Genomic DNA, 22,169 nt, shown 5'->3' with positions numbered 1-22,169 from the left:
GCCGGAGCCGAAGATGAAAGACTGGCTGGACGAGATCAAGTGGGACAGTGACGGCCTGGTGCCGGCCATTGCCCAGGACTACAAGACCGGGCGCGTGCTGATGATGGCCTGGATGAACCGCGAGGCCCTGAGCCTCACTGCCACTGAGCAGCGCGCCATCTATTGGTCACGTTCGCGTGGCAAACTGTGGCGCAAGGGCGAAGAGTCCGGGCACGTGCAGGTCCTGCATGAGATGCGCCTGGACTGCGACGCCGACGTGGTGATCCTGATGGTCGACCAGATCGGTGGTATCGCTTGCCATACCGGGCGCCACAGCTGCTTTTATCGCGTGTTCGAGAACGGCGAATGGAAAGTCGTGGAACCGGTGCTCAAAGACCCGCACGCCATTTATCCCGCAGGACATTGAACATGAGCGATACCCTGAACCGTGTGGCCCAGGTGCTGGAAGACCGCAAAGGCGCGGATGCCGACAGCTCCTATGTCGCCAGCCTGTACCACAAGGGTCTGAACAAGATTCTGGAAAAACTCGGCGAGGAATCCGTCGAGACCATCATTGCGGCCAAGGACGCGCAAATCAGCGGTGATTGCAGCGATGTAATCTATGAGACCGCCGACTTGTGGTTCCATAGCCTGGTCATGCTCGCCCAACTGGGGCAGCATCCACAGGCCGTGCTGGATGAACTGGACCGTCGCTTCGGCCTGTCCGGGCACGCCGAGAAGGCCTCGCGCCCGTCCGCCTGAATAACTAAGACTTGAGGATTTGCAGCATGGGCATTTTTGACTGGAAACACTGGATCGTTATTCTGGTGGTGGTTGTTCTGGTGTTCGGCACCAAAAAACTGAAAAACCTCGGCACCGACGTCGGTGAGTCGATCAAGGGCTTTCGTAAAGCCATGAACGACGACGAAAAACCAGCCGAGCCAACGGTAAACCCGGTGCCCCCGGCCCAGCCTGTACACCCGCAGGCCACCCAGCCGATCACCGAACGTCGCACCTTCGACGTGCAGGCTGAAAAAGTCCAAGAGACGACCCGCAAAGACTCGTGAGCACTGACTAATGTTTGGTATCAGCTTCTCTGAACTGCTGCTCGTCGGCCTGGTGGCCCTGCTGGTACTGGGGCCGGAACGCCTGCCCGGCGCCGCACGCACCGCCGGCCTGTGGATCGGGCGCCTGAAACGCAGTTTCAACGCGATCAAACAGGAGGTTGAACGGGAAATCGGTGCCGACGAGATCCGCCGACAATTGCACAACGAACATATCCTGTCGTTGGAGCAGGAGGCACGCAAGATTCTCTCCCCGGTGCAAGAACCGGCCAAGCCGGCTACACCACCGGTGGCCGATCACAGTATCGCGCCCGCCCCCGCTGCCGAGCCCGCTCCGACAGAGCCCGCGCCGACGCCCGTTGCGTCGCCCGCGCCCCATGACCCTACATTGCCGCCGCGAGCCCCATGAGCGCTGATAAACCGGAAAACGACCAGCACATGCCGCTGGTCTCGCACCTCTCCGAGCTGCGTACCCGCCTGCTGCGTTGCGTAGCGGCAATCTTCATCATTTTTGCCGGGTTGTTCGCCTTTACCCAGCAGATCTACACCTTCGTTTCCACGCCGTTGCGCCAGTACCTGCCCGTCGGCGCGACAATGATCGCCACCGATGTGTCGTCGCCGTTCCTGACGCCGTTGAAGTTGACCATGATGGTCTCGCTGTTCCTGGCGATCCCGGTGATCCTGCATCAGATCTGGGGCTTTATCGCCCCGGGCCTGTACAAGCATGAAAAGCGCATCGCCGTGCCATTGCTGGTGTCGAGCATCCTGCTGTTCTACACCGGCATGGCCTTCGCGTACTTCCTGGTGTTTCCGCTGATCTTCAAGTTCTTCGCCGCTGCCACCCCGGCCGGTGTGGAGATGATGACCGACATCACCAGCTACCTCGACTTCGTGATGACACTGTTCTTCGCCTTCGGCGTCGCTTTCGAAATCCCCGTGGCCGTGGTGTTGCTGGTATGGATCGGCGTAGTCGACGTCAAGTACCTGAAGAAGATCCGCCCGTACGTGATCATCGGCTGCTTCGTGGTCGGCATGATCCTCACGCCGCCGGATATCTTCTCCCAGACCTTGTTGGCCGTACCGATGTGGATGCTGTTCGAAGTGGGCATCCTGTTCAGCGGCTTGATCAGCAAGCGTGGCGAACACCCGGATAATCAGGCTGCCGACGACGACCAGCCGCCAGCGACCCAGCCGTGAACCTGCTGCTGCTTCTCGATGCCGACTTTATCGCGGCGGACCGGGTGGTGCTGCGTGATCGGCGTCTGGTGCATATGCAGGAAGTCCACCGCGCCGTTGTGGGTGACTACCTGCGTGTGGGCCACATTGGTGGACTGATGGGCAATGCCCAACTGCTGCGCCTGGACGTCGGTGAAGCCGAGCTGCAAGTCAGCTTCGATCAATCGCCGCCGTCCAAACTGCCCCTGACCCTGCTGCTGGCCCTGCCCCGCCCGAAAATGCTGCGCCGAGTGCTGCAAACGGTGGCGGCCATGGGCGTGCCGAAGGTAGTGCTGGTCAACAGCTATCGGGTGGAAAAAAGCTTCTGGCAGACCCCCTTCCTAGAGCCTGAGGCGGTGCGCGAGCAACTCATCCTCGGCTTGGAACAGGCGCGGGACACGGTACTGCCCGAGATCATTATCGAGAAGCGCTTCAAGCCGTTTGTCGAAGATCGCCTGCCGGCCATGGTTGAAGGCACCCTGGGCCTGATCGGCCATCCCGGTGATTACCCTGCGTGTCCCCGTGGGCTGGATGAGCCTGTCACCCTGGCGATCGGTCCGGAAGGTGGTTGGATCCCCTATGAGGTGGAGCTGTTGGCTAAAGCCGGTTTGCAACCGGTGCAGCTAGGTGCACGCATCCTGCGGGTTGAAACCGCTGTCACCGCACTGCTCGCCCGACTGTTCTGACATCACATCCAAAAACACCACAGCCTAAATGTGGGAGGGGGCTTGCCCCCGATAGCGGTGTATCAATCACTGAATGTGGTGACTGACACTCTGCCATCGGGGGCAAGCTCCCTCCCACATTGGATCTCTGGCGCTACAGAATCCTATGCCCATGCCGATAGCCTCTGGATAAGTCCAAGCCTTGTTCCAGGGGAGTTCGCAGCATGTATCGTTGGTTAGCCGAGAAACTGGGGAATGTCAGCGTCAACCGCAAGCTGAGCGTCGGCTTTGGCCTGGTGTTGATCCTGACGCTGTTGATCACCTTTACCGGCTGGACCGGCCTGGGTGACGTGATCAGTCGCGGCGACAAGCTGGGCTTCATCTCCAGCCTCAACGGCCTGACCAAAGACCTGCGCCTGGCGCGCCTGGACTTCGAAATGCGCCGCGGCGAACAAGGCACCGACGCGGTCAACGGCCTGCTCGCCCAATTGGACAGCGGCTTGAAAACCGCCGCCGAGCTGATTGAGCAACCCGACGATAAAGCCTTGGTCGAACAACAGCTGGAAGCCTTGAACCAGTATAAAAAAGCTTTCACCGCCATGGTCCAGGCGGGCCTCAAGCGTGAGGGCGCGCGCAGCAAGCTCGGCGATACCGCCGACAACGCCGTGGCCAAGATCAACGAAGTTGAAAAAGCCCTGCTGCAAGGCGACAGCGTCATCCAATTCAATAGCGTCGTCGACCTGAGCAAGCTGATCCAGCAAGCGCGCTTCCAGGTACGCGGCTACACCTACAGCGGCAAGGTCGAAGCCGAGCAGCCGGCCCTGGACGCCATCGACAATGCCCTGAAGAAAGTCACTGAACTCGAAGGACAGGTGCCGGCGCAGTACCAGGCCAACCTGCAAGAAGCAGGTGTTTCACTGCAAGCCTACCGCGCTGCAGTCAGCCAGTATCGTGACGCCCAGGTGGCCAGTGCGGCGGCGTTGAAAATCATGACCGCCCAAGGCGATATCCTGCTGGGCCACAGCGACAAACTCACCACATCGCAAACCGCCGTGCGAGATCACGATGCCGCCCAGGCCAAATATTGGCTATTGCTCGCCACCGTGCTGGCGCTGATCTTCGGCGTGCTCGCTGCCTGGGCCATTACTCGCCAGATCGTCATTCCCCTGAACCAGACCCTCAAAGTCGCCGAGCGCGTGGCCTCCGGCGATCTGAGCCACAATCTGGATTCCGCCCGTCAGGACGAACTGGGCCAGTTGCAACGCGCCATGCAGAGCATGACCGTGGGCCTGCGCGAGTTGATCGGCGGTATCAGCGAGGGTGTCACCCAGATCGCCAGCGCGGCCGAACAGTTGTCCGCGGTGACCGAGCAGACCAGCGCCGGGGTCAATAGCCAGAAAGTCGAGACCGACCAGGTGGCTACCGCCATGAACGAAATGGCCGCCACTGTGCAGGAAGTGGCGCGCAATGCCGAGGAGGCGTCCGAAGCCGCCGTGGCCGCCGACCAGCAGGCCCGTGAAGGCGACCAGGTGGTCGGTGAAGCCATCGCCCAGATCGAACGCCTGGCGACCGAGGTCGGCAACTCAACGGTCGCCATGGGCGACCTGAAGCGCGAAAGCGACAAGATCGGCAGCGTGCTCGACGTGATCAAGTCCGTGGCCCAGCAAACCAACCTGCTGGCCCTCAACGCAGCCATTGAAGCGGCGCGTGCCGGTGAGGCCGGACGCGGCTTTGCCGTGGTGGCCGATGAGGTGCGCAGCCTGGCCCAGCGCACGCAGAAGTCCACTGAGGAGATCGAAGAGTTGATCGTCGGCCTGCAAAGCGGCACACAGCAGGTAGCGGCCATCATGGACAACAGCCGTGGGCTGACCGAAAGCAGCGTTGAGCTGACGCGCCGGGCCGGGAATGCGTTGGGCAATATCACCCGCACCGTCTCAACCATCCAGGCGATGAACTCACAGATTGCCACCGCCGCCGAGCAACAAAGTGCGGTAGCCGAAGAGATCAACCGCAGCGTGCTGAATGTGCGCGATATCTCCGAGCAAACGGCGGCAGCCAGCGAAGAGACCGCCGCCTCGAGTACCGAACTGGCGCGCCTGGGCACTCATCTGCAAGCCTTGGTCGGCCGCTTCCGGGTCTGACCTGATCCCACCCTGGTGGCGGCCCGTCCTGGGCCGCCTGCAACTTATGAAATTTCCTACACGTCTTTCAGGTCAATTCTTACGCGCCCTATGCCGAAAAGATTTAGCGTTCTCACTCCTCCTGACCTGCGTCAGCCGGGGTGCGAAGCGCTCTCTTTTCTGATGGAGGTGCATCATGTTTCGACCACTGACCCGCGTATTAGGCAACACCAGCGTCACCCTCAAACTCATCCTTGGCTTCGGCCTGGTACTGGCGCTGTGCATGGCTGTCGCCCTGACGGGATGGCAGGCCCTGAACGCCTCGCTGTTTCGCGCTCAAACCTTGACCACCCTTTCGCGCCTCGCCGTGACCGGCGAAGAATTGCGCGCCGACCGGATTGTGTACCGCGTCGTGAATGACCCGGCGAGCTTTGACAAGCTCGGCCGGCACATGGAGAAAATCGACGGTTATCTGGTCGAGTTGGCCGACCGCCTGAAAATCCCCATGCACCTGCAACAAGTCCAAGACTCCAGTCGTCTCGGCGCACGCTTCAAGACGGCACTGGCAGGTCTGCCCAATCTGATGGAACAACGCGAGCAAGCGCAGAAACGGCTCGCCAGCAGCTCCGTGACCGCCAGTGACACCCTTGGACAACTGTCCAGCGACTTGCCCGACCAGAATGACGAGAAAGCCCTGGACAGCGTCGAGAACCTGCGCCAAGCCATGGAGGCAGCCGAAGACCGCGCCAAGTCCCCCGCCTGGGCCGCTGACACACTGCAGCTCTACACTCAAGCGGTGGACGCTGCGCTCAAAACCCTCGACAGCGCCCAGTCTGCCGTGACGGCGTTGCCGGTCGACAGCACCGCGCTGAACAGCGCCCTGCTCGATTACCGCGCCCAGCTCGATCACCTGAAAGACACGCAGCTCACCGTTGAAAACACGCAGAATCAACTGGAGCAATGGCTGGACCAACTGCTGTCACAAAGTGACCGGCTGAGCGAGGAACAGACTCTGCAACGCGATAAGGAGGCCGACCTGGCGCGCCTGCTGATGCTCTACGTAACCGGCGCAGCGTTACTGCTCGGCGCCCTTGCTGCCTGGTTGATCGCAGGCCAGATCGTCAGGCCGCTGCGCCAGGCACTGCAAACTGCCAACCGCATCGCCGAGGGTGACCTGAGCCACGACATCACCACGTCACGACGCGATGAACTGGGCCAATTGCAGCGCAGCATCGGCCAGATGACCCTGAACCTGCGCACCCTGATCGGTGGCATAAACGACAGCGCCCGCCAGATCGCCAGTGCCGCCGAGCAATTGTCGACAGTCACTGAGCAAACCCGCGCCGGGGTCAATGGCCAGAAACTGGAGACCGAACAAGTCGCCACCGCCATGAACGAAATGCTCGCCACCTCCCAAGAGGTCGCACGCCATGCCGAACAAGCCTCGATTGCCGCCACCGAGGCTGATCAACAAGCGGGCGTGGGCGACCAGGTGGTGGCCGAGGCGATTACCCATATCGAGCACCTCGCCGAGCAAATGAACCGCTCAAGCGAGGCGATGCAAGGCCTGCAACAGGAAAGCCAGAAGATCGGCAGCGTGCTGGAGGTGATCAAGTCGGTGTCCGAGCAGACCAACCTGTTGGCCCTCAACGCCGCTATCGAAGCGGCACGCGCGGGTGAGGCAGGTCGCGGTTTCGCCGTGGTCGCCGACGAGGTGCGCACCCTGGCCCAGCGTACCCAACAATCAGCCGAGGAAATCGAAGGGTTGATCGAGGGGCTGCAGCGGGGCACACAACACACTGCCGACATCATGGACAACAGCCTCAGCCTGACCGACAACAGCGTGGAACTGACGCGTCGCGCAGGTCAGGCGCTGGCCAGCATCACCCGCACGGTCTCGGTGATCCAGGAAATGAACCCGCAGATTGCCGCGGCGGCCGAGGAGCAAAGCGCAGTAGCCGAGGAGATCAATCGCAGCGTACTGAAGGTCAAGGAAGCGTCGGAGCAAACCTCGACGGCCAGTGAGCAGACGGCGGCGGCCAGTGTTGAACTGGCACGCCTGGGCTCCGAGCTGGCGCGTTCGGTAGGCCGCTTCAAGGTCTGAGCGGCTACAGCACCTGGCGCAGGAAGGCTTGTGCCCGTGGGTCCTGGGGAGCGGCGAAGAAGGCGGCGGGCGCGGCATCTTCCAGCAGTTTGCCGTTGTCGAAAAACAGCACCCGATCCGCCACTTCCCGGGCAAAGCCCATCTCGTGGGTGACGCAGACCATGGTCATGCCTTCCAGGGCCAGGGTCTTCATCACGTCCAGCACTTCACCGACCATTTCCGGGTCGAGGGCCGAGGTGGGCTCGTCAAACAGCATCACCTTGGGCTCCATGGCCAGGGCCCGGGCAATCGCGACCCGCTGCTGCTGGCCGCCAGACAGCCGTGACGGAAACTCATGGGCCTTCTGTGCGATACCGACCTTTTCCAGCAGGGCCAGGGCCTTGGCCTCGCGCTCTTGCTTGCCGCGCTTGCGTACGACCTTTTGCGCCAGGCACAGGTTTTCCAGCACGGTCATGTGCGGGAACAGGTTGAAATGCTGGAACACCATGCCAACTTCGCGCCGGTAGGCATTCACATCGGTCTTAGGGTCGGCCAGTTGCAGGCCGTCGATGCTCACCGAGCCCGAGTCGAATTCTTCCAAACCATTGAGGCAGCGCAGGAAGGTGGACTTGCCGGAGCCGGACGGGCCGATCACCACCAGCACTTCGCCCTTGGCGACCTGGGTGGTGACATGATCCACCGCGCGCACCACGTGCCCACGGGTATCGAAGACTTTTACCAGATCGCGCACTTCAATCACTTTGGGCGAGCCTCCGCTCAAGCCGGCTGGCCATTTTCGACAGCGGCAGGTTGATCAGCAGGTAAAGGCCTGCCACACAGAACAGGATCTCAAACGGCGAGAACGAGGTGGTGATTACCTCGCGGCCACTCTTGAGCAACTCGGTAATCGCGATCACCGACACCAGCGACGTGTCTTTTACCAGGCTGATAAATTGCCCGGCCAGGGGCGGCAGCACGCGCTTGAAGGCTTGCGGCAACACCACATGGCGCATCGACTGGCTGGCGCTCAATCCCAGGGAACGCGCCGCTTCGTCCTGGCCACGGGTGATGGACTGCACCCCGGCGCGGACGATTTCCGCCACGTAGGCGCCGGTGAACAACGACAGCGCGGCGATCCCGGCAAACTCCCGGGACAGGTTGAGTACCGTGCCGATAAAGAAATAGAAAATGAAGATCTGCACCAGCAACGGCGTACCGCGCACCAGTTCGACGTAGATCGTCGACAGGTCGCGCAAGGTCGGGTTTTTGGAGAGCCGGCACAATCCGGTCGCCAAGCCAATGGCCAAGCCTAGGACGCCGGACACCACCGACAGCCACAACGTGGTCCACAAGCCCCACATCAACGGCCCGAGCGCCCACTGGCGAGTCACGCCGACCACATCGCCTTCAGCCACATCGTCGCCGCGGGCCACTTGCAGGCTGTTGTCGGCAACCGTGAGCTTTTGCTCGCCCCCCGCGTCATTGCGCAGGGTGACTTCGGCCATGTCGCCTTTGCGCACCAACTCGACCACGGTGGACATATCCGCAGCGCGCTGGGAGGTCTCGGCTTGATAGGCAAAGTATTGCGGAACGCGGTTCCAGCGCCACTCGTAGGACATCAGCGAGGTGGCGTAGTACAAGGCGCCAGCCAGGCCGACCAGCACGACCACGGTGAGCAGGTGCCAGGGCCATTGGGCTTTTTTCTGTTTCATTTCACTTTCCGGATATGTGTTGCCTGATAGGTCGCCATCGGGGGTCAAGCCCCCTCCCACACTTGATGTGTAAATACAGTCAAATGTGGGAGCTGGCTTGCCTGCGATGCAGGCAACTCGGTGTCAGGCCTTATTCCATGTCCTTGAGCCACTCGGAGCTCTTGAACCACTTGTCATGGATGCGATCGTAGGTGCCGTCGTTCTTGATCTGGTGCAGGAAGTTGTTGATGAAGTTGATGCTGTCGTAGTCACCCTTCTTCAAACCGAACGCCAGGGGCTCGAAGGTGAAGGGCTCCTCCAGGAACACCAGCTTGCCGTTGCCGACTTTCTTCTCGGCGACCACGTTGTACGGCGCGTCATATACAAAGGCATCGGCCTTGCCGTTGACCACGTCCAGCACACCCTCTTGCTCGTTGTCATAGCCGTGGTACTTGGCCTTGGAGATCAGCTTCTTGGCCACCATTTCACCGGTGGTACCGAGCTTGGAGGTCAGGCGGTATTTCTCGTCGTTCAGGTCTTTGTAGGACTTGATCGTGCCTTCCAGCTCCTTGCGGATCAGCAGGGTCTGGCCGACCACGATGAAGGGTTCGCTGAAGTTCAGGCGCAGGTTGCGCTCCTGGGTCAGGGTCATGCCGCTGCCGATCATGTCGAACTTGCCGGTCAGGAAGGCCGGGATGATGCCGTCATAGCCTGTAGAAACCAGCTCGAGCTTGACCCCCATGGACTTGGCCATGGCCTTGAGGATGTCGACTTCGAAACCGATGATCTCACCGCGCTTGTCGGTCATTTCAAAGGGCATGTAGGTCGGGTCCATGCCGACTTTCAGCGTGCCGCGCTTGACCGCATCGTCGATGGCACCGGCCTGTGCCGCAGTGGCAGCGACCAGCGCAGTGACGCCGAGCAGCAGCATCGAAAGATACTTTTTCATCAACAAGTCCCCTGAACGATTCTTATAAGGTCGGCGCGCAAAGGGCTGCGCCATTTCGGGGTGCGATCCTAACCCACTCGTTGTCTGTCACAAAGGTTTCACGGGTAAATCATATCGGCGCATGTCGGAAAACCCCGGCGGCGTTGCAGTTCAACGCAGAGGTAGACACATCGGCGCAGCGACTGGGCAATTGATTGATGTGTAAGTAGTTATGACGATCACTCAAGCTCAGACACCCAGGCAGTGTCCGTGAACCACTTGTCATGCAGGCGATCGTAGGTGCCATCCTGGGCGATCTGGTTGAGGAAGTGATTGATCCAGTTGAGGCTGTCGTAATCACCTTTTTTCAAGCCGAAGGCCAGAGGTTCGAAGGTGAAGGGTTGTTCCAGTGCCAGCAATGCGCTGTTCTGCGGCCGGCTCATCGCGATCAGGTTGTAGGGCGCGTCATGCACAAAGGCGTCGACCTCCCCCTCTACGACCTGCCGCACCCCCTCTTCCGGGGTCGTCACACTGCTGAGTCGCGCTGCCCCGAGAAAGCGGCGTGCGGCGGCCTGTCCCGTGGTGCCCTCAATGGCGACGACCCGATAACCATTTTGGTTCAAGTCTTCAATGCTGGAAACCGCACCCGCCAGGCGAGGGTGCAGCAGCACGGTCTGGCCCACCACGATAAACGAGTCGCTGAAATTGAGTTTGAGATTGCGCTCCTGAGTGACCGTCATGCCGCTGCCAATCAGATCAAACTTTTTCGCCATCAGCCCCGGCACCAGTTCCTTATAGGGCACCGCTACCAGCTCAAGCTGAACGCCCAGCGCGCGGCTCATGGCATGGAGCAAGTCGATTTCAAAGCCGATGATGCGCCCCTGCCTATCAAGCATCTCAAATGGCACGTAATTGGGGGTCGTGCCGACTTTCAGCACACCACGGCGAACAGCATCGTCCAGCGCACCCGCCTTCAGCAGCCCCGTGTGTACCAATAGGAAACAGCTAATCAGCAATGCCGCACAGTACTTCTTGATCATGAATGCCCCCGTGGCGAGTCAAATTTTGGGGGGCGATGCTAACCCAGCCACAGGCACGGCAATACGCCTCGAACAAAGGTCTTTTGTTTCGAAATAACAAGGAGTTAGCGATACAAGGAAGGGACCGTAAACGCTGTAGGACCAGCGTCTGGAACACCCCCGAGGCGAGCCCTCGGGGGCGTCTGAATCAGGCCGGTTGAGCCTGGGCCGACTGCGGTTGCAGCGGCAGCAACGGCGCATGCGGATCAGCCTTGATCGATGCACGCCAGGCATCAAGCCACTCTGCGTGGCCTTCGCTCCAGACCTGCTCATGCAGGCGTGCCAGAGCCACCGGATCGCTGAGCAAGGCCAGGCGTTCGCTGTTGTTGAGGCCGGCCGGGCCGACTTTCAACGCGTGGCGAACACGCTCCATGCGCAGGTACTCGATCGGCTCGGCCTCACGGTGCCGAGAAGTCGCCAAGGCGCAGGCCAGGGCGTTCTGCTGCGGGTCGACCACCGAACGCACAAACCCGTCATTGAGGGCGTGCCAGCGGTTTTCATGGGTGTATTGCTCGGTCGACAGCAACGCTTGCGGCGGATTGTATTCCTCAGGGATCAGGAACAGGCTCTCGTCGCGGGACTTGAGACCCAGCTTGACCCGGCTGGAAATCACCGACACCGGGATCGACAGCATCAGCGAGCCGACAATCGGGATCAGCCACCACAGGAAGCTTGGGTTCAACCACACCACCAGCAGGGCCCACAGGAAGCCCAGCAGGGTTTGCGGCCCGTGGCGCTTGACCGCTTCGCTCCATGGCGTGGAGTCGTCGTCACGCTGCGGCGAGTTCCAGGTGGCGGCCCAGCCGAGGAACGCGGCAAGCACGAAACGGGTGTGGAAAATCATCCGCACCGGCGCCAGCAGCATGGAGAACAGCATCTCCAGCAGCATCGACAAGGTCACCTTGAACTTGCCGCCGAACTCTTTCGCGCCCTTGGCCCAGATCAGGATGATGCTCAGCAGTTTTGGCAGGAACAGCAGCACGATAGTGGTGGAGAACAGCGCCACCGCCTTGTCCGGATGCCATTGTGGCCACAGCGGGTACAACTGGCGAGGAGCCATGAAGTACTGCGGTTCCATCAGGGTATTCACCGCCAGCAACGCGGTGGACAACACCAGGAAGAAGAACCATAACGGCGCCGACAGGTAGGACATCACGCCGGTCAGGAACACCGCACGGTGCACCGGGTGCATGCCTTTAACCAGGAACAGGCGGAAGTTCATCAGGTTACCGTGGCACCAGCGACGGTCACGCTTGAGTTCGTCCAGCAGGTTCGGCGGCAGTTCTTCGTAGCTGCCCGGCAGGTCGTAGGCAATCCACACGCCCCAGCCGGCACGGCGCATCAGCGCAGCTTCAACGAAGTCGTGGGAGAGGATCGCACCGGCAAACGCGCCTTTACCGGGCAACGGCGCCAGGGCGCAGTGCTCGATAAACGGCTTCATGCGGATGATCGCGTTGTGACCCCAGTAGTGGGATTCACCCAGCTGCCAGAAGTGCAGGCCGGCGGTAAACAGCGGGCCGTACACGCGGGTGGCGAACTGCTGCATGCGCGCATACAGGGTATCCATGCCCGACGCCCGTGGCGCGGTCTGGATGATCCCCGCATCCGGCGTGGCCTCCATCAGGCGCACCAGGCTGGTCAGGCACTCACCGCTCATCACGCTGTCGGCGTCGAGCACCACCATGTACTTGTAGTCACCGCCCCAGCGACGGCAGAAGTCGTCGAGGTTGCCGCTCTTGCGCTTTACGCGGCGGCGACGGCGGCGATAGAAGATCTTGCCGAAGCCACCGGCCTCGCGGCACACGTCGAGCCAGGCTTGCTGCTCGGCGATGCAGATGTCGGCCTCGTTACTGTCACTGAGCACGAAGAAATCGAAGCGATCCAGGTCGCCGGTGGCGGCCACCGATTCGAACGTCGCACGCAAACCCGCGAATACACGCGGTACGTCTTCGTTGCAGATCGGCATCACCAGCGCGGTGCGCGCATCCTTCGGAATCGGCTCGTCGCCGGCACTTTTACCGGAGATGCGGTATTTATCGTGACCGGTCAGCAGCTCGAGGAAGCCCATCAGCGCGGTCCAGAAACCTGCCGACACCCAGCAGAACAGAATCCCGAACATGATCAGGATGCTGGTTTGCAGGGCGTAAGGCAGTACCTGGGTTGCCGTTTGCAGCAGGGTCTGGTTGCGGATTTCGTCGAAGTCGACCAGCGACCAGCCCTGGTACGGCATGATGCCTTTCATGTACCAGCCAGCCACGATGGTCTGGCCGAGCATCAGCACCAGCAGGATATAGCGACGGATCGAACCCACGGTACGCCAGCGCGCAGCCGGCAACACCCGCTCGTCTTTCGGTGGCTTGGGCGGATTGGTGCGACCGGTGATCCGCCGCCAGCCACGTACCAGGATATTGGTGCGCCAAGGCTCGGGCACCACTTTGGTCCGGCGGATCGGTGGAGTGGCCTTGAGGCATACGCGACCGCTGGCGTCGAGCGCCAGCATTTCGGCGTCTTGCAGCTCTTCGGCAGTGCTGAGGGTCAACCGACGGCCGACCGAGGCCTGGGCGGCGTCGGTCGGTGCGTCGAAGGTTTTTGACGACAGACGCTCATGCAACTCGCTGAACGAGCGGCAGCCCGCCAGCTCGGCGCGCTGCTCGGCCGTCATGGGCAGATGCGCCAGGTACTCGGACAGAGTCTCGGGCGTGACTTGGGAATTACTCATCGGCAGGCAACTGATAGCTCCAGGTTTCGGTCAGGACTTGCTCGGTCTTGATCGGCTCCGGTGTGGCTGGGGCAGCTTCTGGCTGCTGGGCTTGCTTGTCTTTCGCGTCTTTCTTGGCCTGTTTCTCGTGCTGCTTGGCCAGGACTTTGTCGGCCTTCAACACATGGTTGGAAACCGGCTCAGGCTCTGGCTGCACGATATCCTGCACCAGTGCCGCACGCATTTCGGTCGGCTTGCCCGCGTCCTTGATCTTCATGCGCAGGGTCAGGCGCCAGCCTTTGGTGTGCTCGTTGTAGCGCACGCTGTTTTCAACCAGCTCGGCGTTGTCACTGACGCTCACCTGGCTGCGCACCGGGGCGTCCGGCAGCAGTTTCTTCAGGGACGGGCCCTCGAAGTCCACCAGGTAGGCCACGCTGCCATCGGGCTGACGGATCAGATTGGATTGCTTCACGTCCCCAGTGGAACGCAGGGTCTGCTTGACCCAGGCGCTCTCCGGCGAATGGAAGGCAGCGTCGTCCAGGGTCCAGTGCAGGCGGTAGGACACGTCCAGCGGCTTGCCGACTTCCGGCAGTTCGGCCGGGCTCCAGAACGCCACGATGTTGTCATTGGTTTCATCGGCCGTCGGGATCTCTACCAGATCGACGGTGCCCTTGCCCCAATCGCCCTCAGGCTCGATCCAGGCGCTTGGGCGCTTGTCGTAGTTGTCGTCCAGGTCTTCGTAGTGGCTGAAGTTGCGGCCACGTTGCAGCAGGCCGAACCCACGCGGGTTTTCGACGCTGAAGTTGCTGACCGACAGGTGTTTAGGGTTGTTCAACGGGCGCCAGATCCACTCACCGTTGCCGGCATGGATCGACAGGCCGCTGGAGTCGTGCAGCTCGCGACGGTAGTTGAGGACCTTGGACGGCTGGTTGGCGCCGAACAGGAACATCGAGGTCAACGGGGCCACGCCCAGCTTGCTGACCTTGTCGCGCAGGTACATCTGCGATTTCACATCGACTACGGTGTCGGTGCCAGGGCGCAGGATCAGGCGATAGGCGCCAGTGGCGCGCGGCGAATCCAGCAGGGCGAAGATCACCAGGTGCTTGTCACCCGGTTTTGGACGTTCGATCCAGAACTCGGTGAAACGCGGGAACTCTTCGCCGGACGGCAGTGCGGTATCAATGGCCATCCCACGGGCAGACAGGCCATATACCTGGTCCTTGCCCACGACGCGGAAATAGCTGGCGCCGAGCATGGTCATGATTTCGTCTTGCTTGTCGGCCTTGTTGATCGGGAAAAGCACACGGAAACCGGCATAACCCAGCTGCTCAGTGGCCTTGGGATCGAACTTCACGTCGCCGAAATCGAAACGCGTCGGGTCGTACTTGATTTCATGCACGCTGTCGGCAGTGACTTCGTTGATTTTCACCGGCGTGTCGAAATGCATGCCCTGGTGATAGAAGGACAGCTTGAACGGGGTGTTCTGATCGGCCCACTCGGCTTTTTCATTGCGGAAACGAATCTTCTGGTAGTCAGCGAATTTCATTTCGCGGAATTCGTTCGGCAGATTGCTGCGCGGAGCTTCGTATTTCTGCCCGGCCAGCTCTTTTGCCTTGGCCGACACATCATCCAGACTGAATGCCCACAGTTGACCCGCGCCGAACAGGCAAAACAGGGCAGAGCCCGTCACCAGTGCGTTTCGTAACCGTTTGGCAGACAATTTTGGTGCATTACAGGGACTAACAATCACGAGCAACCCTCGCCGAAAACAGATCAAAAAACCAACGGCCAGCTATCTATATGCCAGGTTGGCGAGCAATGTTCCGACTCCCCTAGGGCCAAATGATTCCCCAAAGGCTATCGGACAAGTCTCTACCTAAGTCAAAAATGGACCAAACAACGCTGATCCCCGTAGCGCGCGATTATCTAGTAGCCCGCGAGACAACGCATCAGGGACAGTGAAGTATTTATAGCGAAAACCTGCGTTTTTCAGCATTAAAGTCGTTTTTAATACATTCATGTCTGTAAGAGGAAGGTCACAGGGCCATCATTGACCAAATGCACCTGCATATCGGCGCCAAAACGCCCTGAAGCCACCTTGCCATGCAATTGTTGCGCTTGTAACCACAAGTGCTCAAAAAGCGCCGCGCCCAGGGCCGGCGGCGCCGCTGTGGAGAAGCTGGGCCGCAGCCTAATGCTGTTCACTTAAGCATTTGAGCTCACGCTGGGCTTCCTAGAAAATCCGATGCCAGACTCCTGGCATCGGATTTTTTATGTCTGTTCAACAAGAACTGCTCGACCTTGGCGATCTTTTTAACTTCTCAGACCTGAGCACCTTCACCCAGAACATCCCCGTCGAGTGGGTCGCATCGGCACTCGGGCTCTCCTCCCAAGCCACCATCCGTAGGCGCCGCTTGCCAGCCGATCAGGTGCTTTGGCTCGTTCTGGGCATGGCGTTGTTTCGTGACGAACCCGTTCATGAAGTGGCTAGACGTTTGAATATTTGTGCTCAGGGGCTTGCTAGCGATCATTTGCTGGCCAGAAGCGGCGTGACTGAAGCTCGCAAACGATTAGGCTCTGATCCAGTCGAATGGCTGTTCCGCAAGACCGGTAGTCAATGGGGCGGCGAGCGTTACAACGGAGATACCTGGCAGGATTTACAAGTGTTTGCAGTAGACGGAGCGCTTCTGCGAACTCCCGATAATCAGGAGCTACGAGATCATTTTGGCTCAGGAAACACCGGCACTGATCGTCAGACACCGTTTCCAATGCTGCGTCTTGTCGCCTTGATGAATGTGCGTTCGCACCTGCTTCTGGATGCTCAGCTGAGTCCCTATCGGCGCAGTGAAATGCGCTTGGCTGACGAGTTTCTTCAACAAATCCCTGACCACTCAGTGACGCTGTTCGACAAGGGTTTCTGGAGCGCGAATTTGTTACTGAGCTTGAGCGGTGCCGGCATCAATCGCCACTGGCTGATCCCGGAGCGCAAAGGGGTGGTAAGCGAAGAGGTTGCTCGTTACGGCAAGCACGACCGATTGTTACGCATGAAAGTGTCCCAACAAGCTAGAAAGCAAAACCCCAATTTACCCCGTCACTGGGAGGTGCGCGCGGTCAGCTATGAAGTCCAAGGGAAGCTCAAAACGGTGATGACTTCACTGCCCGTCGAAACTTATAGCGCCAAGATGATTGCCAAGTTGTATCAGGAGCGATGGGAGATAGAGCTGGGCTTCAGAGACATCAAAAGCTCAATGCAGCAGAACGCAGTGACTCTGCGTAGCAAGAAGATCGACCTGATATACCAAGAAGTATGGGGGCTTTTACTGGCTTACAACGTGATCCGGCGGGAGGCCAGTCTAGCTGCCGTAGCGTTCGGTCGCACACCATCAGATATTCGTTTCAAGCCGGCGTGCCAATACATTGCGGTGCAATTGATTGTGATGGCTGCGGCTAATCCTATTTCGGCGACAGGAAGGCGCTTGTCAGAACTGAGGGCGGGAGTCGGAGGGCTGTTTTTGGATCACCGCCCAAGGCCATCAAGACCAAGGACGGTGAAGATCTCAAAAACCAGGTTTCCAGTAAACCGTAAGGCTGCTCCGCTTAAGTGAACAGCATTAGGGCCGCAGCCCGCTTTTTGTGTCCGCCGCCAGCGTGAACTGCGACACCAGCAGCAAACCGCCGCCGATATCCTTGAGCGACAGGTTCATCTTGCCCTCGTCGTCGCTGAACACCCGATAGTTAAGCAGCTTGTGCAACAGTTTGTCGGCGCTCTCGGGCGTATCTGAAGGTTCGACGGCGACCAGCACCAGCAAACCCTGGTCAATCGCGCCCACGACCTCCCCGGCAACTTCGACGCGGGCGCCACGCACCCGCTGCAACAGGCCCTTCATGCTTCTTCAGGGGGCAGATCAAGCAGGCGCCGTGCCATTTCGCCAGTCGCACGCACCAAAGCGTCGGTGATACCCGGCTCGGAGGCAGCATGCCCGGCCTCGCGAATCACCTGTAGCTCGCTGTTGGGCCAGGCCTGATGCAGCTCCCAGGCGTTATCCAGCGGGCAGATCATATCGTAGCGACCGTGGATGATGACGCCGGGCAGATGGGCGATCTTGTGCATATCGCGAATCAGCTGGTTGGGTTCCAGGAAGGAGTTGTTGGTGAAGTAATGGCATTCGATGCGGGCAATGGACAAGGCGCGCTGCGGCTCGGAGAAGCGCTCGACATGCTGCGGGCTCGGGCACAGGCCCAGCATGCGCCCTTCCCAACCAGACCAGGCCTTGGCTGCGTGCATCTGGGCGATCTGGTCGTTGCCGGTCAGGCGCTTGTGGTAGGCGGCGATCATGTCGTGGCGCTCTTCCACCGGGATCGGCGCCAGGTAGTCCTGCCAGTAATCCGGGAACAGGCGGCTCGCACCCTCCTGGTAGAACCAGTGGATGTCCTGCGGGCGCGCGAGGAAGATGCCGCGCACGATAAGGCCAAGCACGCGCTCGGGATGGGTTTGCGCGTAGGCCAGGGCCAGGGTCGAGCCCCAGGAACCGCCGAACAGTACCCATTTGTCGATGCCCAGGTGCTCGCGGATGCGCTCAAGGTCGGCTACCAGATCCCAGGTGGTGTTGTTTTCGAGGTTGGCGCGCGGGGTCGAGCGACCGCAGCCACGCTGGTCGAAGGTCACAATATGGTACAGGTTCGGGTCGAAATAGCAGCGGCTCTGGGCGTCGCAACCGGCACCTGGGCCACCGTGGATGAACACGACAGGCAAGCCTTCGGGGGAGCCACTTTCATCGACATACAGGGTGTGGGTGTCATCGACAGCCAGATCATGCCGGGCGTAGGGTTTGATCTGCGGGTACCAAGTCTGCATTGCGCGCTCCGTAGGGTGTCGGGTTCATCCCTGGGGGGACGTCTATTATTTTGCCGTCAGGCATCATAAACCCGAATTGTGCAATGAGCATGTCCTTGAGCACTTAGACCTGTGTCAGCAGTTCGCTCCGCAGATAATCCTACAGTCGACCCCTCCAGCCCCTCCGACATTTGGACTGTGTGAATGCAGTCAAAATGTGGGAGGGGGCTTGCTCCCGATAGCTATTTGAGCCACACCCTGAATCATCGGTACCGGCTTTGCCCCCAAGACAAAAACCCTTGCAGCAGTTGCTTCAACACCACCTGGGTCGGTTCAGCCAGGTCGGGACGATAGCGAAACGGCTCAAACTCCTCCATATACGCGCTCTGGCACAACTCCAGTTGCACGGCATGGACATCCTGCGCCGGGTCGCCGTAGTGCCGGGTGATGTGGCCGCCCTTGAAACGCCCGTTCAGCACATGGGTGTACTGGGGATGCGCGGCGCAGATGGCTTCGAGCTGGCTGGCCAGTTCCGGATCGCATGCGGCGCCGTTGAAGGTACCGAGGTTGAAGTCCGGCAACTTGCCGTCGAACAGGTGCGCGATTACCGAGCGGATCGAGTGCGCATCGAACAGCAGCGCGTAGCCAAACTCGGCCTTCAGGCGCGCCAGTTCTTCTTGCAGCTGGCGGTGATAAGGGCCCCAGATCTTCTGCAGGTAGGTCGCACGCTCTTCCTCGGAGGGCGTCTGCCCTTCACGAAACAGCGGCACGCCATCGAACAGCGTCTGCGGGTACAGGCCGGTGGTGGCGCCTGCATAAAGCGGCTTGTTATCCGAGGGCCGGTTCAAGTCGATGACAAACCGCGAGTACTCCGCGGCCAGGGTGCTGGCGCCTAGTTCTTCGGCAAAGTCGTACAGTAAGGGGATATGCCAGTCGGTGTCCGGCAGGCTTTGCGCCTCGGGGATCAACCCGGCCTCGACCGCAGGCGTCAGGCGCAGGCCGGCGTGGGGCATGCTGATCAGCAGCGGTACGCGGCCTTGTTTGAATGTCAGGACCTTATCCACAACGCTTCTCCTTAAACTGTGACATCGGCGCCATGGCGCACGACGCGTTTATCCAGCTCGCCGCCCAGCCAGTAGGCCAGGTCGGCGGGACGATCGATCTGCCAGGCGACAAAATCTGCAACTTTGCCCACTTCCAGGGAACCATGGGTGTCGCCCATGCCCAACGCGGTAGCCGCATGTTGCGTGGCGCCGGCCAGGGCTTCTTCCGGGGTCATGCGGAACAGGGTGCAGGCCATGTTCAGCATCAGGCGCACCGACAACGCCGGCGAGGTGCCAGGGTTGAGGTCGCTGGCAATGGCGATCTTCACCCCGTGCTTGCGCAGGGCCTCCATCGGCGGCAACTGGGTTTCACGCAGGAAGTAGAAAGCCCCCGGTAGCAAGACGGCGACGGTGCCGGCAGCAGCCATGGCGATGGCGTCGTCTTCGGTCATGAACTCCAGGTGATCCGCCGACAGCGCGTGGTAACGCGCCGCCAGGCTTGAACCGTGCAGGGACGAAAGTTGCTCGGCGTGCAGCTTCACCGGCAGGCCGAGCTGCTGGGCGACTTTAAATACACGCTCAACCTGCTCCGGGGAAAACGCCAGGTATTCGCAGAAGGCGTCCACCGCATCCACCAACCCTTCTGCAGCCAGGGCCGGCAGCATCTCGGTGCAGATGTGCTCGATGTAGGCGTCGGCGCGATCCTTGTACTCCGGCGGCAACGCGTGGGCGGCCAGGCACGTGGCGCGCACACTGACTGGCAGCGCGTCACCCAGACGCCGGGCCACGCGCAGCATCTTGCGTTCGTTGGCCAGGTCCAGGCCGTAGCCGGATTTGATCTCCACCGTGGTCACGCCATCACGCAGCAAACTGCGCAGGCGCTTTTCAGCGCTGGCAAACAGATCATCTTCCGTGGCAGCGCGAGTGGCACGCACGGTGCTGGCGATACCGCCGCCCTTGGCCGCGATGTCGGCGTAGCTGACGCCCTCAAGGCGCTGCTCGAATTCGCCGCTGCGATTGCCGCCGAACACCGTGTGGGTGTGGCAGTCGATCAGCCCGGGGGTGACCCACGCGCCTTGCAGGTCATGCACCTGGGCGTAATCCACCGTGGGTGCCTGGCTGCGGGGGCCGACCCACTCGATGAGCGAGCCGACAGTCACCATGGCGGCGTCCTCGATGATCGAGTATTTGCCCTGGGCCATGGTTGCGACGTGGCAGTGGTGCCAAAGGGTTTTCATTAACGCCTCCCTAAGTTATCGATGAGACAAGGCCGGGTCGTAGTGGACCCTGGCCGTTTGCCCGGCGGCGGGCTTGACCCACAGCAAGTAAGCGAGTATCAGCAGCACGATCCACACGGCGCCGACCATCAAGGCCGCCTGGGTGTCCGGGAAGTAACCGAGCACGCCAAACACAAACAGCATGAACACAATGGCCGCTGCCGGCGCATAGGGCCAGAACGGTACCGGGAATTTCAGCTCGGCGACCTGTTCCTTGGTCATGGAGCGACGCATGGCGACCTGGGTGAACAAAATCATCAGCCACACCCACACGGTGGCGAAGGTGGCAATCGACGCGATCAGCAGGAACACGTTTTCCGGGATCAGGTAGTTGAGCACCACACCGCCGAGCAACGCGGCGCCCATCACCACTACAGTCATCCACGGCACGCCCTGCCTGGACAACTGCGCAAAACCCTTGGGCGCCTGCCCTTGCTGGGCCAGGCCGTACATCATGCGGCCAGCGCCGAAGATGTCGCTGTTGATCGCCGACACGGCCGCCGAGATCACCACGATGTTGAGGATGGTCGCCGCCGAGCCGATTCCCAGGTTGCTGAAGATCTGCACGAACGGGCTGCCCTGGCTGCCGATCTGCGGCCATGGGTAGATCGCCATAAGCACGAACAGGGTCAGCACGTAGAACAACAGGATGCGCAGCGGCACCGCGTTGATCGCCTTGGGGATAACCCGCTGCGGGTCCTTGGCTTCGCCGGCTGTGATGCCGATGATTTCGATCCCGCCAAAGGCAAACATCACTACCGCAAACGAGGCAATCAGCCCGCCGATACCGTTGGGCATGAAGCCGCCGTGGGCCCACAGGTTGCTCAAGCCACTGGCCTGGGTTTCACCCGCCGAGTGAATGCCGAACAGCATGATGCCGAACCCGCCGAGGATCATCGCCACGATAGCGCCGACCTTGAGCAGTGACAGCCAGAACTCCATCTCGCCAAAAACCTTGACGTTGCACAGGTTCAGGCCGCCGATCAAAAACACGATGCCCAGCACCCAGACCCAACGGGCGACCTCAGGAAACCAGAAGCCCATGTAGATGCCGAAGGCGGTGACGTCGGCCAGGCAGACGATGATCATTTCAAATGCATAGGTCCAACCGAGGATAAACCCGGCCATGGGGCCCAGGTAGGTGCTGGCGTACTGGCCGAAGGAGCCGGATACCGGATTGTGCACAGCCATTTCACCGAGGGCGCGCATCACCATGAACACCGCGGCGCCGCCGATCAGGTAGGCCAGCAGCACGGCAGGGCCGGCCATCTGGATGGCCGAGGCGGAGCCATAGAACAGCCCGGTGCCGATCGCGGAACCGAGTGCCATGAAGCGAATATGTCGGGCGTTGAGCCCGCGTTTCAAACCCTTTTCTTGTTGGTGCATTTCTCTTCCCTATTATTCTTATCCCGAGAAAATCTGAATCTGGCGAAAATCAATGTGGGAGCTGGCTTGCCTGCGATGGCGGACTTCCAGCCAGCCCATCTGGCGCA

At 60.6% G+C, this 22,169-nt stretch carries 18 protein-coding genes and 4 pseudogenes; 10 read left to right on the top strand and 12 right to left on the bottom strand.

All coding sequences use genetic code 11. The annotated features are described in order from the left end of the window. Positions 1-13 precede the first annotated feature (13 nt). From hisI to BLU48_RS30545, 9 genes and pseudogenes are all read left to right on the top strand, one after another. Positions 14-406: a phosphoribosyl-AMP cyclohydrolase gene (gene hisI, locus BLU48_RS30580; protein ID WP_057010637.1), complete on the top strand. Its 393-nt coding sequence runs from the start codon at positions 14-16 to the stop codon at positions 404-406. 2 nt (positions 407-408) lie between these two features. After that, entirely contained in the window at positions 409-741 is a 333-nt protein-coding gene (locus BLU48_RS30575) for a phosphoribosyl-ATP diphosphatase (RefSeq protein WP_003209299.1), read from the top strand. A gap of 26 nt (positions 742-767) precedes the next feature. Continuing rightward, positions 768-1,046: a twin-arginine translocase TatA/TatE family subunit gene (locus tag BLU48_RS30570; RefSeq protein WP_046070537.1), complete on the top strand. Its 279-nt coding sequence runs from the start codon at positions 768-770 to the stop codon at positions 1,044-1,046. A gap of 10 nt (positions 1,047-1,056) precedes the next feature. Beyond that, positions 1,057-1,452 carry a Sec-independent protein translocase protein TatB gene (gene tatB / locus BLU48_RS30565; protein ID WP_046070536.1) on the top strand — a complete coding sequence of 132 codons (396 nt, stop codon included), beginning with the start codon at positions 1,057-1,059 and terminating at the stop codon, positions 1,450-1,452. Next, positions 1,449-2,240, top strand: a complete 792-nt coding sequence (tatC, locus tag BLU48_RS30560) for a twin-arginine translocase subunit TatC (RefSeq protein WP_057023523.1) — start codon at positions 1,449-1,451, stop codon at positions 2,238-2,240. The genes tatB and tatC overlap by 4 nt, the downstream gene beginning before the upstream one ends. Next, a complete protein-coding gene (locus BLU48_RS30555) occupies positions 2,237-2,944 on the top strand; it encodes a 16S rRNA (uracil(1498)-N(3))-methyltransferase (protein ID WP_057023524.1) in 708 nt (235 codons plus the stop codon). Before tatC ends, BLU48_RS30555 begins: the two co-directional genes overlap by 4 nt. Positions 2,945-3,147: 203 nt before the next feature. Next, positions 3,148-4,158: pseudogene (locus BLU48_RS32770) on the top strand (methyl-accepting chemotaxis protein); the annotation flags it as partial. Between the two features lie 33 nt (positions 4,159-4,191). After that, entirely contained in the window at positions 4,192-5,064 is an 873-nt protein-coding gene (locus tag BLU48_RS32765) for a methyl-accepting chemotaxis protein (RefSeq protein ID WP_370881245.1), read from the top strand. A 175-nt stretch (positions 5,065-5,239) separates the two neighbouring features. Beyond that, positions 5,240-7,147: a methyl-accepting chemotaxis protein gene (locus BLU48_RS30545; RefSeq protein ID WP_057023526.1), complete on the top strand. Its 1,908-nt coding sequence runs from the start codon at positions 5,240-5,242 to the stop codon at positions 7,145-7,147. Positions 7,148-7,151: 4 nt separating this feature from the next. On the opposite strand, the gene BLU48_RS30540 is transcribed toward BLU48_RS30545, so the two are convergent. The 7 genes and pseudogenes from BLU48_RS30540 to BLU48_RS30510 form a co-directional block, all read right to left on the bottom strand. Further along, the gene (locus BLU48_RS30540; protein ID WP_057023527.1) at positions 7,152-7,886 is read right to left on the bottom strand and encodes an amino acid ABC transporter ATP-binding protein; all 735 of its coding nucleotides are present in this window, start codon (positions 7,884-7,886) and stop codon (positions 7,152-7,154) included. Continuing rightward, a complete protein-coding gene (locus BLU48_RS30535) occupies positions 7,879-8,838 on the bottom strand; it encodes an amino acid ABC transporter permease (protein WP_043047262.1) in 960 nt (319 codons plus the stop codon). Before BLU48_RS30535 ends, BLU48_RS30540 begins: the two co-directional genes overlap by 8 nt. A gap of 130 nt (positions 8,839-8,968) precedes the next feature. Further along, a complete protein-coding gene (locus tag BLU48_RS30530) occupies positions 8,969-9,766 on the bottom strand; it encodes a transporter substrate-binding domain-containing protein (protein ID WP_043047263.1) in 798 nt (265 codons plus the stop codon). A gap of 218 nt (positions 9,767-9,984) precedes the next feature. Further along, positions 9,985-10,785 (bottom strand): transporter substrate-binding domain-containing protein, encoded by an 801-nt coding sequence (locus BLU48_RS30525; protein ID WP_057023528.1) that lies wholly within the window; start codon positions 10,783-10,785, stop codon positions 9,985-9,987. Positions 10,786-10,970: 185 nt separating this feature from the next. After that, positions 10,971-13,543: pseudogene (mdoH, locus tag BLU48_RS30520) on the bottom strand (glucans biosynthesis glucosyltransferase MdoH); the annotation flags it as partial. Continuing rightward, positions 13,536-15,215, bottom strand: a complete 1,680-nt coding sequence (locus tag BLU48_RS30515; RefSeq protein ID WP_231989073.1) for a glucan biosynthesis protein G — start codon at positions 15,213-15,215, stop codon at positions 13,536-13,538. The gene BLU48_RS30515 and the pseudogene mdoH, both read right to left, overlap by 8 nt. Before the next feature lie 323 nt (positions 15,216-15,538). Beyond that, positions 15,539-15,712: pseudogene (locus tag BLU48_RS30510) on the bottom strand (D-aminoacyl-tRNA deacylase); the annotation flags it as partial. Between the two features lie 83 nt (positions 15,713-15,795). Between BLU48_RS30510 and BLU48_RS30505 the strand changes: the two are divergent. Continuing rightward, positions 15,796-17,127: an IS4 family transposase gene (locus tag BLU48_RS30505; RefSeq protein ID WP_082636749.1), complete on the top strand. Its 1,332-nt coding sequence runs from the start codon at positions 15,796-15,798 to the stop codon at positions 17,125-17,127. A 9-nt stretch (positions 17,128-17,136) separates the two neighbouring features. Here BLU48_RS30505 and dtd read toward each other — a convergent pair. The 5 genes and pseudogenes from dtd to BLU48_RS30480 all read right to left on the bottom strand — a co-directional run. Then, a pseudogene (dtd, locus tag BLU48_RS30500) lies at positions 17,137-17,409 on the bottom strand (D-aminoacyl-tRNA deacylase); the annotation flags it as partial. After that, the gene (gene pip / locus BLU48_RS30495) at positions 17,406-18,377 is read right to left on the bottom strand and encodes a prolyl aminopeptidase (protein ID WP_043047267.1); all 972 of its coding nucleotides are present in this window, start codon (positions 18,375-18,377) and stop codon (positions 17,406-17,408) included. The gene pip and the pseudogene dtd, both read right to left, overlap by 4 nt. A gap of 242 nt (positions 18,378-18,619) precedes the next feature. Continuing rightward, a complete protein-coding gene (gene hutG / locus BLU48_RS30490) occupies positions 18,620-19,420 on the bottom strand; it encodes an N-formylglutamate deformylase (RefSeq protein ID WP_057025473.1) in 801 nt (266 codons plus the stop codon). Between the two features lie 11 nt (positions 19,421-19,431). Then, positions 19,432-20,637, bottom strand: a complete 1,206-nt coding sequence (hutI, locus tag BLU48_RS30485; RefSeq protein ID WP_057025472.1) for an imidazolonepropionase — start codon at positions 20,635-20,637, stop codon at positions 19,432-19,434. 15 nt (positions 20,638-20,652) lie between these two features. Then, positions 20,653-22,062: an amino acid permease gene (locus tag BLU48_RS30480; protein ID WP_057010625.1), complete on the bottom strand. Its 1,410-nt coding sequence runs from the start codon at positions 22,060-22,062 to the stop codon at positions 20,653-20,655. Positions 22,063-22,169 lie beyond the last annotated feature (107 nt).

This window comes from Pseudomonas synxantha, assembly GCF_900105675.1.
Classification (GTDB): domain Bacteria; phylum Pseudomonadota; class Gammaproteobacteria; order Pseudomonadales; family Pseudomonadaceae; genus Aquipseudomonas; species Aquipseudomonas synxantha.
This window is presented reverse-complemented; position numbering and strand designations above follow the sequence as displayed.